This is a genomic window from Natronococcus pandeyae, assembly GCF_008122205.1.
GTDB lineage: Archaea > Halobacteriota > Halobacteria > Halobacteriales > Natrialbaceae > Natronococcus > Natronococcus pandeyae.
Map to the genome: position 1 here is coordinate 520,474 of NZ_PHNJ01000002.1, position 12,273 is coordinate 532,746.

Annotated in this window: 10 protein-coding genes, 1 tRNA gene and 1 pseudogene; 2 read left to right on the top strand and 10 right to left on the bottom strand. The window is 63.1% G+C overall.

Annotated features, from left to right (window positions below; translation table 11 throughout):
* Positions 1-11: 11 nt before the first annotated feature.
* Both CV102_RS06140 and CV102_RS06145 read right to left on the bottom strand, forming a co-directional pair.
* Entirely contained in the window at positions 12-2,114 is a 2,103-nt protein-coding gene (locus CV102_RS06140; protein WP_148857003.1) for a minichromosome maintenance protein MCM, read from the bottom strand.
* Positions 2,115-2,219: 105 nt separating this feature from the next.
* Complete coding sequence (locus CV102_RS06145) at positions 2,220-2,891, bottom strand: DUF502 domain-containing protein (protein WP_148857004.1); 672 nt, start codon at positions 2,889-2,891, stop codon at positions 2,220-2,222.
* Positions 2,892-3,228: 337 nt separating this feature from the next.
* Between CV102_RS06145 and CV102_RS06150 the strand changes: the two genes are divergently transcribed.
* A complete protein-coding gene (locus tag CV102_RS06150; RefSeq protein ID WP_187432870.1) occupies positions 3,229-3,477 on the top strand; it encodes a hypothetical protein in 249 nt (82 codons plus the stop codon).
* 115 nt (positions 3,478-3,592) lie between these two features.
* Here the strand turns inward: CV102_RS06150 and CV102_RS06155 are convergent, their stop codons facing one another.
* The 3 genes and pseudogenes from CV102_RS06155 to CV102_RS06175 form a co-directional block, all read right to left on the bottom strand.
* Entirely contained in the window at positions 3,593-3,787 is a 195-nt protein-coding gene (locus tag CV102_RS06155) for a cold-shock protein (RefSeq protein WP_148857005.1), read from the bottom strand.
* Positions 3,788-4,850: 1,063 nt separating this feature from the next.
* Positions 4,851-5,076 (bottom strand): annotated as a pseudogene (locus CV102_RS26530) (DUF7563 family protein); the annotation flags it as partial.
* A gap of 245 nt (positions 5,077-5,321) precedes the next feature.
* A tRNA-Pro gene (locus CV102_RS06175) sits at positions 5,322-5,394 on the bottom strand.
* 83 nt (positions 5,395-5,477) lie between these two features.
* On the opposite strand from CV102_RS06175, the gene CV102_RS06180 reads away from it, so the two are divergent.
* Complete coding sequence (locus CV102_RS06180) at positions 5,478-5,735, top strand: pro-sigmaK processing inhibitor BofA family protein (RefSeq protein WP_148857008.1); 258 nt, start codon at positions 5,478-5,480, stop codon at positions 5,733-5,735.
* Between the two features lie 113 nt (positions 5,736-5,848).
* Here the strand turns inward: CV102_RS06180 and CV102_RS06185 are convergent, their stop codons facing one another.
* From CV102_RS06185 to CV102_RS06205, 5 genes are all read right to left on the bottom strand, one after another.
* Entirely contained in the window at positions 5,849-6,505 is a 657-nt protein-coding gene (locus CV102_RS06185; protein ID WP_148857009.1) for an MBL fold metallo-hydrolase, read from the bottom strand.
* Positions 6,506-6,677: 172 nt separating this feature from the next.
* Positions 6,678-8,744 carry a DEAD/DEAH box helicase gene (locus CV102_RS06190; RefSeq protein ID WP_148857010.1) on the bottom strand — a complete coding sequence of 689 codons (2,067 nt, stop codon included), beginning with the start codon at positions 8,742-8,744 and terminating at the stop codon, positions 6,678-6,680.
* Between the two features lie 259 nt (positions 8,745-9,003).
* Positions 9,004-9,933 carry an ABC transporter ATP-binding protein gene (locus CV102_RS06195; protein ID WP_148857011.1) on the bottom strand — a complete coding sequence of 310 codons (930 nt, stop codon included), beginning with the start codon at positions 9,931-9,933 and terminating at the stop codon, positions 9,004-9,006.
* Positions 9,930-11,096, bottom strand: a complete 1,167-nt coding sequence (locus CV102_RS06200) for a FecCD family ABC transporter permease (protein WP_148857012.1) — start codon at positions 11,094-11,096, stop codon at positions 9,930-9,932. The genes CV102_RS06195 and CV102_RS06200 overlap by 4 nt, the downstream gene beginning before the upstream one ends.
* A gap of 2 nt (positions 11,097-11,098) precedes the next feature.
* A complete protein-coding gene (locus CV102_RS06205; protein WP_148857013.1) occupies positions 11,099-12,223 on the bottom strand; it encodes an ABC transporter substrate-binding protein in 1,125 nt (374 codons plus the stop codon).
* Positions 12,224-12,273: the final 50 nt, after the last annotated feature.

The following is a 12,273-nucleotide window of genomic DNA, read 5'->3' on the forward strand; positions in this document are numbered from 1 at the left end:
GAGCGCGGTCGTTACGTCGTCCGGAGGTTGTCCGTACTCGGCTCGTAGACCTCGCCTTTCTGTTTGAGCTTGTCGATCTCGTGTTCGGCTTTCGACTGGTCCATCCCGATCTCCTCGGCCCGCTCGAGAACGATGTCGACCGGCGCACCGTCGTCGTACTCCTCCTCGATGTCGCTGATCAGCTGTTTGATGTTCTTGATCCGGTCGCGCTGGGACTTCGACGTGCCGGCTTCGACGATGTCGGCGTCGAACTCGCCCGTCTCGGGGTCGACACCGATGTCCTGCAGACAGGAGCGAACGATCTCGATGACGCGGTTGGCGTCCGACTCCTCGACCGTATCCGACAGCCGGACGCGAGCGCTGGCCTCCGAGAGCCGCACGAGCGCCTCGAGTTTCCGCGCCGTCACCGGGATCGGGGCGTCGTCGTCGGTTCCTTTCGATCGCAGGTCGACGTAGAAGTCCCGGATCGCGTTGCGGGCCGCTTCGGTCATCCGCGGATGGCAGTTCTGCTTCGCGTAAGCGATGTACTTGCGCAGGAGTTCGGCGTCGATCTCGGGGTCGACCTGCTCGGTCATCTCCTCGATTTCCTCGCTCGAGACGTCCATCGACGTCATCTGCTCTTGCTGGGTCGTCAGTTCGCCCGCGTAGTTGGTCGTAATGATGTGTTCCGCGAGGTTACGGTCTTTCTCCTCGTCTGGCTCGTCGGTGACCGTGAAGATCAGGTCGAACCGCGAGATGAGCGCCGGCTCGAGATCGATCTGCTCGCTGATCGGTTCGTAGTGATCGAAGCGACCGTACTTGGGGTTGGCTGCGCCGAGGAGCGAGCAGCGTGATTTGAGAGTCGCGTTGATGCCTGCCTTGGAAACCGAGATCTGCTGTTGTTCCAGGGCTTCGTGCATCGCACTCCGGTCCTCCGATCGCATCTTGTCGAGTTCGTCCACTGCCGCAATTCCTTGATCGGCGAGAACGAGCGCGCCCGCCTCGAGCGTCCACTGCTGGCCGTCGCCGAAGTCGTCGCGAACCGCAGCGGCAGTGAGCCCTGCAGAGGACGACCCCTTACCCGACGTATAGACTGCTCGAGGGGCGATGTTTTTGATATACCCGATCATCTGGGACTTCCCGGTACCCGGGTCACCGATAAGGAGCATATGCAGGTCCCCTCGGATCCTCGAGCCGTCGGGTAACTGCTTCGTCACGCCCGAGAACAACTGGAGGATCATCGCGAGTTTCTCCTGCTCGTAGCCGTAGATCGAGGGGGCGATGGAGGCGACCATCTTCTCGTAGATGCCCTCGCTCGAGGAGAGTCGGACGATCTCCGCTTTGTCCTCGTCGGTGATGTCCATGTCCTCGAACTGCTCTTCGTCGATGTCGACGGACATCCCCTCCATGTAGAAGTCGAAGACGGGCGATTTCTCCTGCTGGTCGCCCTGTTGCTCGAGTCGGAGGACGCCGGTTGCGGAGACGTGGTCACCGGGAGTGACCTCGCCGGTGATATCGTCTTCGATGTGAACGTCGAGCGATTGCGGGGTTTCCCCGCCGCGAAGTCCTTCGGGACTTTCCTGCATGCGGAGTTTCTGGGAGTCGACGAACTCCGACTGGTCGAAGTTCACCTTGAACGGTCCCTGTCGCTCACAGCCCTGGCACTCGTGTGGTTCCTGAAAGTCGCCGCTGGACTGTGGAATACGGCTCAGGGTGCCACAGAGCTGACACTCGAAGGCGGCTTCCTCGATTTTCGGACGGACGTCGGTGGCTTTCCGGATGATGCCGTGGACCTGCACGAGGGAGTTCATATCCCGGGCGCGAATCTCCCGGATCTCGGGTGACTCTGTGTCGGGGAGATTTCGAATCCTGACGTGGGCCTGGCCGAGGCTGACGTCGATCGGAAGGTCGTACAGTCGCAGTGCCTCCTCGGCGTAGCGCTGGAGCTGTTCGGGCTGGTTGAGAACGTCGTCTGCAAGGTTCGGATCGTACCGGTAGAGGTCCTGCCAGTCGACGTGCAGCGATCGCTGTTCGTTCGGATACTGCTGGGCAAGCTGTTTGATCTCGTTGTCGTAGTAGTTGCGGAAGAACTGCTCGAACGAGTCGACGAGTTCAGAATTTCCCGCTTGCGCCATTGCACTGTCGTAGGGTCGCCATCGTGTATAAATGATTGCAAAGCGGGGCGAAACTGATCGTCGCCCGCGAACGGACCCCTCGACCTGGAACCCGGCGAATCGACGTTATCGGCGAGATCTGGGGTTTACGGGCGGGTTGGTCGACGTCGTCTCCTCGAGCCTGTCGACGGAGACGCCGAGTGTCGCGATCGATCGAACGGCTTCCTCGACGGTGACGTCGACGTCGTAGACGTTTTCGACCGGCACGTGTATGACGTACCCGTTCGTCGTCGGATTCGGTCCGAGCGGCACCATGAGCGTCATCATTGCGCTCTCGTCCGCGCTGCGTTCGATCTCCGTCGGCGTATTCGCTGTCAGAAATCCAAACATGTAGGCGCCTTCGTGCGGAAACTCGACGAGTTTCACCTCCTTGAACTGGTCCGTCTCGTCGTCGACCAGGATGTCGCTGGCCCGCCGAATGCTCTCGTAGAGCGTGCTCACTCCCGGAATCGTCTCCATCGTCGCGTGGACTCGTTTCGAGAGGTGTTTCCCTGGTGTCTGCTCGGCGACGAGTCCGATCAGCACGAAGAACGCGAACAGCGAGAGCAGCGTTGCAAGCTGGATGACGACCGTCGGTGGTTCGTTCGGCCAGACGTAGGCGACGCCGCCGACGACCGGCGAGAGAATGCCGAGGACGAAATCGACGACGACCAGCAACACGAGCAGGGTGACGACCAGCGGAATCGTGAGGATAATCCCGTTGATGAGCCATCGCTTGAGCGGTCCCGAGAGCTCCATTGCAGTGCTCGAGTAGGAAGTGTTCGACAGAAATCGTTCGGCTTGCAACCCAATCGTGACGTCAGCGGCCCGCCGCTTCTCGAAATGACTGCTGGTATCCAGACGGTGTCTTCAACGGCTTGCGTTGGATTCAGTACCAGTTTATGTGGTCTCGGCGCCAACTAGAACGTAGGCCCTGGAGGGTGGCGCGTTGCCCACGGCTACCTTTTTCCAGGGTCGCCCTGCTCCGGTGAGACCCATCTGGTTCCGTTCGTCCTGAATCGAACACGCCGCCTGAGACTCCCGGTTTCTGACAGCTCAGAGGTGTGTTTTTATCTCTCGGGTTCGTACCCTCCTTATGAGTCCCAGTTCGTCGTTACGTTCGGAAACGCAGCGTCAGGCGCTGTTACTTCGTCTCGAGACGCTTGCCACTCGACTCGAGGCGGCGGAGACCCGTCAGCAGCAACTCGAGCGAACGGTCGCGGGACTTGCCCGCGAGAGTGGTCTCTCGGTCGGCTCTCCGTGTACCCGCTGTGATCGGAGCAATATACTGATGAAATCCGGATTCATGTACTGTCCGGAGTGTGGGTACAAACAGTCGATCTGAGACGTGGGTCCTCGAGCAGTTGGCTGCGCTCGTCGGTGACATACTGCGCCTGTAACAGGACAACGCTGCCTGTGTTAGAAGTTAGTAGTGTCGCCTCGAGGCGACAGTGATCAGATTATACGCGTTCGACGTTCGTCGCGCGCGGACCCTTGGGGGCCTGCTCGATGTCGAATTCGATCTCGGTACCCTCGGTCAGATCCTCGCCGCCAACGTCCTCCATGTGGAAGAAAACGTCCTCGTCAGCATCCTCAGTCTCGATGAATCCGTAGCCGCCTGTGTCGTTGAAGAAGTCAACCTTACCGTTTGCCATTGCGATTATATCGTTGCCGACTGCACGGTTAAGAGTTTGCATTCGTACTCATCGGATGGATATTTCCGTACGATCTTCACAAAGAAATGCACAATAGCGTGTATTTGGACACACAATTTCGGTTCTGGCTGACTGTGGTGCCCATCTCGCCACAACGACCGAGTACTTTCGAGGGATCCGCAGTTCTCCAGTGTTCGCGGTCTTCGTCGCACGACGATCGTTCGTCGGTCTCCCGGGGAGTGGTCTTCGACGACATAGTAGCCACTGAACGTCAGTGCGCACCTTCGCACGACGGGTGCGCGGTTCGGAGCGAGCGCGGTTCGGAGCGAGCGCGGTTCGGAACGAGCGCGGTTCGGAACGTGCGCGGTTCGGAACGAACGAAGTGAGTGAGAACCGCGGAACGCGAACGGGTGCAAACAGTTTCAGTTGTTACTATCGGTGGCAGAGGGTCCGCTCACAGAAAGAGGGCGGTCTCGAGAGCCGACGCACGCGAATTCATCGCGAATCACTCGTTCCGGACGTACGTTGTCGGACAATACGATCCACACGTCGATTGCACTCAACGCTGCAGGCGAGGATCCGCGAGACACGACCGAGTGTTACGGATCGTCGTCTGACAGTGTCGCTCCTGTCTGTGAGAACCGACTTGGCGGGACCATCTCCCGGCGACGAAGTACAGAGAACTTATTATGAGGGTTGAAGATGCTGGCTACCTATTCGTGATTGGGGTGATAGCCATGCACGACCAGAAACGGGTTATGTCCGTCTGTGAATGCTGTGACTCGGCATACGCAGCGAACGTGCTATCGGACGGAAGTGTCCAGCCCATCGGAACGCAGCACTGTTCCTGTGGGTCCGAGCGCTTCCGAGCGATTCGGTGAATAGTCCCGCTTTCGACTATTGCGGCCACCCCTTCGTTTCGCGTAGAGTTCTCGGACTGTACCGATTCGTGACACTCGAACACTTACCGAACCTGCTCGTCGAGAGCCTGTTCCGTAGGGTACGCTTGGGGTCTTGACTCTCGACGTGATACAGCCGACTCGCCGAGACGGACAGCCCCTCTGGCATCGGACTCACCGCCATGACGGCCGGCCGACGTCTCCGGATCTGGAGTGGGGTCATACACCACGCGCGGACCCGCGGATCAAACGCGCGTCCGTCCCGCACTCGCCACAGCGGAGGATGCGGTCGCCATCGTCGCCGAAGACGCGACGGAATCGGTCAGAAACGTGGTCGACGCAGTCGTGACAGCACCCGTCTGTAGAGCGCGGTCGGAACGCTATCGACATCGGGACCCCTCGAGAGCGCCGGCTGGTCGGTGTGAGAACGATGAACGCAGAGCGGCAAAACCAGCCGCTCTCCTCGCCTCTCGTCTGAGATTGCCCGGATTGTGAACTACGCCGAGACGTGCTCGTCCAGGTTTGAGCCTGGGAAGTCGCAGCGCTCGAGCGAAGCGAGAGCGATCGTCTTCCGTGGTTCAAAATCCGCGCTCTTCCAATAGCTGCCGCTCGCGGATTTGCTCGCGGCAGAAATATGGGATCGCCCGGATTTGAACCGGGGTCACGGGCACCCAAGGCCCGAAGTATACCAGGCTAACCCACGATCCCGTACCCCTCCTTTCGTGTGGACCTCTTAAAGCGTTTCGTTCTGTACCGAACGGCTTTCCCTTCTCGATTTCCTACTGTCGGCTATGGTTACAGGACTCGAGATACTCCTGCTAGTGCTCGTTCTCGCCGCCGTACTGGGCGCCTCGACGCTCATTCGGACGGTTAGACCCTTCATCGTCAACGCGGTCGTCGGACTGCTGGTACTGTTCCTCGCCCAGGCAGTGTTCGGGCTCTCGGTCGCCGTGACACCCGTCGTCCTCCTGATCGTCGCGCTCGGCGGGCTGCCCGGCTCGCTGCTCGTCATCCTGCTCTCGCTGTTCGAAATCGCGTTCGTCGCGTAATCGGCCGCTATCGATCGCTCGGGTAGATCCGGGACGTCCTTTTGTACTCGTTTTGCCGCTCGCTCGAGACGACGCCCAGACTACTGGCTCGTTCGCTGGACGTACCCGACTCGCTACTGACAGCACGTTTCGATAGCGTCGGTTCCCTGTTCGACGAATCCGCCGTGATAACACAGCGTCCGTTCGATCTCGAGGGTCGCCAGGGTCTCGATCGAGCCGACCGCTTTCGCCTCGTCGAGCGGTCCTCGCGGACCGTCGAGCGTCCCGTCCGGTGCGTGCAGGGCGTCCCCCGAGAGCAGCAGTCGCTCCTCACTGAAATACAGCGATAGGTGGCCAGGGGCGTGGCCGGGCGTATGATACGCTTCCATCGGTCCTGCGACCGTGCGAACGCGCTCTCCTTCGGTTAGCTCGACGTCGACCGCCACGGCCGGATACCGACGGTCCGTCATCTTGATCGGCTCCAGCCGCCCGTCGATGTACGGAGCGCATTCGCGATGCGCGATCACGACGGGATCCGCTCGGTCGACCACGTCCTCGAGTCCGCCGGCGTGGTCGACGTCCTGGTGGGTGAGCAGCGTCGCCCACACGTCGTCCCAGTCGAACCCGGCTGCCTCGAGCCCCGTTTCGAGTTGATCGACGATTCCGGGACACCCGGCGTCGATCAGCACGACTCCTCGATCGGTTTCGACCGCTGCCGGGTTGAGCGTTACATCTCGGTCCTCGAGTTCGAGCGTCACTGGAAGGGTGTGGACGCCATCGACGAGTTCCATCTCTGACGTATTCCCCACCACCCACTTAACGGTTGGCTGGATGAACTGATTCCGCAAAACCACATCGGTGGCCGTCCGCTCCCGAGCGATCTCCCGTGTTGACCTCCGCCGTACTGCGTTCGGCGGTCGGCGGAGCGTGCGCACGCAGTACGCGCTCGAAACTCGAACCGGTCTACAGATCTTCGTCGCGGAGTTCGATGTCCGCGATCAGTTCGTACGGGTGGGCCTCCTTCCGGATCCCGTCGACCAGCGTGAACGCCTCGCCGGGCGACAGGAAGTGCTCGGTCACGACCTGCCCGAGCGGCGTCGGCTCGAAGCCGTCGATGAAGTCGTACTGCAGCAGCTTCCCGATGGCGTGTTTCGTCGGCACCTGGCCGAGCATTCGGTCGTTGAGCGACTTGGCGGCTCTGCCGCCGACCGTGATATTCGCCAGCGTCTCCTCGACGGCAGCGTCCTCGTCGTAGTGGGTCATCACCGACTCCATCTCCCCCTTGAGCAGTTTGAAGGCGACCTCGTCCTCGGACATCTCCATCGAGTTGTGGTACGAGCAGTCGGGTTCGACGAGCACGTACACCTTCCCCTTATCGTGGTAGTCCGGTCGCCCCGCACGGCCGAGCATCTGGTGGAACTCCTGGACGGAGAGCCACTCGATTCCCATCGCAAGCGAGTCGAAGACGACCTGCGAGGCCGGGAAGTCGACCCCCGCCGCGAGGGCGGCGGTCGTGACCACCGCCGATAGCTCCTGCTCGCCGAACTGCCGTTCGACCTGCTTTCGGCGCTTGTAGTCCAGCCCGGCGTGGTACGGCGCGGCGGAGTACTCGAGCTTCCGACTGATCTCGTGACACCGTCTGCGGGAGTTCGTGAAGATGATCGTCTGTCCGCGATACCCCTTCGAGGACTCCGTGTCGAACTCGCGTTTGACCAGTTTGTTCTCCACCCGAACCTTCTCCTGGCCGTCGGCGAAGGTGACGTGGCGTTCGATCGGGACCGGGCGCTCCTCGAACTCGATGAGTTTCGACTCGAGCGTGTCGGCGAGCTGTCTCGGATTGCCGACGGTCGCGGAGAGGTAGACCCACTGAGAACCCCCGTAGTCGTCGCGGCGCTTCGCGCGCTGTTCGGTGGTGTACTTCAGCCGCGAGATGAGGCCGTCCAGCCGGTGGCCCCGCTCCTCTTCTTTGAGGGTGTGAACCTCGTCGATGACGACGGTCCCGATGTCGCCCATCTCCTTGCCCGTCCGCAGAGCGTGGTCGATCCCCTCGTAGGTGCCGACGATGACGTCGGCGTTGGGGTCGAACCGGTTGCCGTTGTCGCTGATCCGACTCGCACCGACGCGAATCGAGACGTCGACGAGGTGGCCGTACTCGTCCTGGAAGTCCTCGTGTTTCTGGTTCGCGAGCGCGACGAGGGGAACGAGAAAGAGCATCTTCCCCTTGCCCTTGAGCACGCGGTCGAGCCCGGTCAGCTCCCCGACGAGGGTCTTCCCGGTCGCCGTCGCCGAGACGACGAGCTGGTCGTCACCCTCGAAGAGGCCGTTCTCGACCGAGAGACTCTGGACCGGCAGCAGGGTGTCGAACCGATCTTCGAGCAGTTCCTGGAGGTCCGGATGCAGGTCCAGCGAGTCCGTTCGGACGGGATCGACCTCGTCGGTCGTCGCCGAGATCGTGTCGAACTTCGTCAGGTCGGGATCGAGCTGTCCCTTCAGCAGGTTGACGATCCGTTCTAAGTCCTGGACCTCCATCATCAGCTCCTCGAGGCGCTCCTTTGCGGCACCGGTCACCTCGCCGCCGCCGGCGTAGGAGAGCTGTCGCTCGAGTTCCTGCCGGGCGCAGTCCCGACAGATCCAGTCGTTGTCGTCCTTGACCGCGGTTTCGGTGGTGACCGGCGAGTACCGACCCGCGGAGGCGCAGTAGCGGCAGGTCCGGACGGTCTTGGTCTTGTCGTCGAGCTGGTAGCCGCCGAACATTTCCTTGAGCTCGCGGCGTCCCTCGGCGGAGGTCTGCTCGGAGATACGGATACGCTTCGTGCGGCGGGCGAGTTCGATGAACTCGTCGGGCTGGCGGGGTTCCTCGGTCGAGCCCTGCTTCAGCCGGAACTTGGCGGGACGCGGTCCCGCGGAGGTCTCCGAGAGCCCGAGCTTTGCCCGGAACAGCCGCTTGCCGTCCCGCTGGACGACGACGAGGTAGTCGTCGCCCGTCTCGTGACAAAAGATCGTTTCGACGTCCTGGACCTGCTGCGACACGCTACAGTGTAGTCGGGTAACGTACTTGAGCGGTTCGGACTCGTAATCTGTCGTGTGCTACCGAGTTTCTGTCTCGATCGCGCCTCGCTCACCTCGCCGATCCGTCGGAAGACGCTTTGCGACCTCCGGGCCCTGGATCGGTCTGCTCGCCGAGACTCCAAGCACCCCTACCCGACTCCGTCTCTCCGCGCAGCCGGCGGCGTACCGGCCGCGCTCCGACGGTCGTCGAGTAGCCGCTCGAGAGCGAACGGCGTCCGACTCACTCCTCGATCGGACGGTGGGGCATGATCGTCGGCCCGTTCTCGCCGTAGCCGACCGTCGCGACGACGCCGAAGACTTCCTCGAGCAGGTCGTCCGTCACGACCTCGTCGGGCGGCCCCCAGTCGTAGACGGAGCCGTCCTCGAGCGCGACGAGGTTGTCCGCGTGGCGGGCTGCCTGGGCGATGTCGTGGAGGACGACGCCGACGGTCACGCCGCGCTCCTCGTTGAGCGTCTCGACGACCTCCATCACCCGGAGCTGGTGGTGGAGGTCGAGGTAGGTCGTCGGTTCGTCGAGCAAGAGGACCTCCGGTTCCTGTGCGAGGATCATCGCGATCCAGACGAGTTGCTTCTGGCCGCCGCTCAGGTCGCCGACGGGCTCGTCGCGAAGGTGGTCGACGCCCGCGAGGTCGATCGCACGCTCGACGGCCGCGCGATCCGCGTCGTCGACGGCGTCGAAGAAGCCCCGATAGGGGTATCGACCGTAGTAGACGAGTTCCTCGGCACTCAGGCTCCCCGGCGACTCGTGCTCTTGGGAGAGCAAACCGACGCGTCGCGCGAACGCTTTGTTCCCGAACGTCTCGAGGTCGCTGCCGTCGAGGTAGACGTCCCCCGCGTCGGGCTCGAGCTGGCGCGCCAGCGCCTTCAGCAGCGTCGACTTCCCGCTGCCGTTCGGGCCGACCAGGGCCGTCACCTCGCCGGCCGGGAGGTCGAGCCGATCGACCTCGACGACCGGCTCTTCCGTACCGGGGTAGCCGAGCTCGAGGTCTTCGCCGATGAGCCGACTTGGCTCGTCCGAACCGGCGGCATCGCCCTCGCGATCGACGCCGTCCCAGCGAGGGAGGCCGTCGGGGCGGTCGGTCGCGGCGCGGGTCGCTTCCGCAGCGCCGTTCCGAAGCAATCGACGGAGCGTGAGTGCGAGTCCGGTCATAGGTCACCGAGGTGTTGTCGTTTGCGCATGAGGTACAGGAAGTAGGGACCGCCGATCAACCCGGTCAGGATTCCGACGGGAAGCTGATTCGGACTGTCGAACAGTACCTGCATCCCGAGGCGCGCGCCCACGTCGGCGGAGACGAGCAGCGCCGGACCGACGAACAGACACCCGACGATCAGTCGCTTGTGGTCGCTCCCGACGATCGTCCGAACCACGTGTGGGACGATGAGGCCGACGAAGCCGACGATACCGGCGACGGCGATCGACGCCGCGGCGGCGAGGATCGCCACCGACGAGAGCGCGAAGCGAACGCGCTCGACGGGCATTCCGAGCGCGCCGGCGGTTCGCTCGCCCAGCAGGAGCACGTTGAGCTGTCTCGAGCTGGCGACGGCGAGCGTCAGCGCGATCACGGTCCAGGGAAAGACCAGCCGAACGTCCCCCCAGTCGGCGCCGGTGAGCGAGCCGGTCGTCCACGCCACGGCCGACTGCACGGTCGAAATGTCCTCGGCGAAGAGGTAGAGCGCGGTCTGGAGCGAGGTGCAGATCGTCGCGACGATGATGCCCGCGAGCACCAGTCTGACCGGGCTCGTTCCGCCCTTCCACGCGATCGCGTAGACGACGAGAAACGCGACCGTGCCGCCGAGGGCGGCGGTCACGGGCAGGAGCGCCGTCATTCCCGAAAAGACGACCAGCGTGAGCAGGATGGCCAGACCGGCGCCGGAGGAGACCCCGAGGATGTACGGGCTCGCGAGCTCGTTCCTGGTGACCGCCTGGAAGATCGCCCCCGACACGGCGAGGTTCGCGCCGACGAGCGCGCCGACGATCACTCGCGGAAGCCGCACGTTCCAGACGATGTTCGTGTTCGTCGCCAGGTCGGGGAGTGCGTCGCCGTCCGGGACGAACAGCACCGTTCGCATGAGTTCCTCGCCGAGCAGGAACGACACCAGCACGCGCTCGTCGTACCAGACGTCTGCGTCGAGCAGCGCGGACCACGCCTCCGTGATCGACATCGTGTACGTCCCGAAACTCACCTGGACGAACAGCGAGAGCACCACGACGGCGACGCTCGAGGTGCCGAGCCAGAGGAGACTCGAGTCCAGCCACGCGAAGCGGTCGCGGTAACCGACGGCGGCGCCGTCGGCAGGCTGCTCGCCGGCCATTCTTACGCTCCGTTCGTCACGATTTTCGAAACCGCCTCGCGGTCGAACAGCTCGTCGTCGAAGCTGTCGGGGTACAGTTCGCGGGCGGTTCGTTCGGTCACGAACAGGTTGTAGATCGGCCCCTGGTAGATCGGCCCGCCGCGGAACACCCGCTCGTTCTCGACCGCCGTGAGGTCGCTCGCGACGTCGTGCTCCTGCATGTACGCGAGAACGGTGTCCTCGAACTCGTCGCGGCGCTTGTCCTCGTGGCCACGCACGAACAGCGCGTCCGGATCGACGTCGAGAACCGCCTCGTAGTCGATCGTTCCCCGGTCGCTCGTGCTCAGCCCGTCGATACCCGTTCCGTCGAGGGCGTCGTCGACGCCGAGATCGCGGTACTGTTTGTTGCCCGCGCCCTCGTCGCTGATCCGATACGGGACGAACTCTTCCGGTTCGTCCGTCCCCTCCCAGACCAGCAGCGCGTCGGGCCGCTCGTCCTCGCCCGGAAGGTGTGACTCGACCTCCTCGAGGAACTCCCCGTGGAGGTCGGCGAACGCCTCGTACCGGTCCTCACGCCGGAACACCTGCGCGACCTTCTCGAAGGCCTCGTACAGGTCGTAGTACTCGTAGTCGTGCCACTCGTCGGTCCGCCGGAAGATCGTGTTGCCGACGAAGGGGCCGACGTTCGCTTCGATCTCCGCGACGTCGTCCTCGTCGAGGCCGAAGGCTTCGTTGTGCTCGAGCCAGTTCGGATCGACGAGGTGGACGTCGGCGTCGAGTTCGTAGAACAGTTCCTCGTCGACGCCGTCGTTCCACAGCGGCGTCGGATCCTCGGGATACGAGACGCCGAGCTCGTCGTAGTAGTCCGTGTGGAAGCGGTCCGGTTCGCCAACTGCCCGCAGCCCGTCGCCGAGACCGAGCGCGACGCCCATGTCCGCGTAGTCGCTCTCGTAGGCGAGCCAGCTCTCGGGTACGTCGTCGAACTCGACGGTTCCGACCGGCTCCATCGTCACCGAGTGGGCCGAGTCGTCGCCGTTCGTCGGCGCGTCGTCGTTCTCCTCCTCGGTTCCGCTGCTACAGCCCGCGAGCAGTGCCACAGCGCTCGTTCCCGCAGCGAGTACCGCCCGCCGAGTCGCTCTCTCACGCATGTGTTTTAGGCTCACCTAATAGTGTAAAAACACTCTGTTTTAGGCCGGCC

What these genes read in the sequence shown, in the direction of transcription:
- CV102_RS06140 (WP_148857003.1), bottom strand. Translation starts at nt 2,114, where the DNA reads ATGGCGCAAGCGGGAAATTCTGAACTCGTCGACTCGTTCGAGCAGTTC.
- CV102_RS06145 (WP_148857004.1), bottom strand. Translation starts at nt 2,891, where the DNA reads ATGGAGCTCTCGGGACCGCTCAAGCGATGGCTCATCAACGGGATTATC.
- CV102_RS06150 (WP_187432870.1), top strand. Translation starts at nt 3,229, where the DNA reads ATGAGTCCCAGTTCGTCGTTACGTTCGGAAACGCAGCGTCAGGCGCTG.
- CV102_RS06155 (WP_148857005.1), bottom strand. Translation starts at nt 3,787, where the DNA reads ATGGCAAACGGTAAGGTTGACTTCTTCAACGACACAGGCGGCTACGGA.
- CV102_RS06180 (WP_148857008.1), top strand. Translation starts at nt 5,478, where the DNA reads ATGGTTACAGGACTCGAGATACTCCTGCTAGTGCTCGTTCTCGCCGCC.
- CV102_RS06185 (WP_148857009.1), bottom strand. Translation starts at nt 6,505, where the DNA reads ATGGAACTCGTCGATGGCGTCCACACCCTTCCAGTGACGCTCGAACTC.
- CV102_RS06195 (WP_148857011.1), bottom strand. Translation starts at nt 9,933, where the DNA reads ATGACCGGACTCGCACTCACGCTCCGTCGATTGCTTCGGAACGGCGCT.
- CV102_RS06200 (WP_148857012.1), bottom strand. Translation starts at nt 11,096, where the DNA reads ATGGCCGGCGAGCAGCCTGCCGACGGCGCCGCCGTCGGTTACCGCGAC.
- CV102_RS06205 (WP_148857013.1), bottom strand. Translation starts at nt 12,223, where the DNA reads ATGCGTGAGAGAGCGACTCGGCGGGCGGTACTCGCTGCGGGAACGAGC.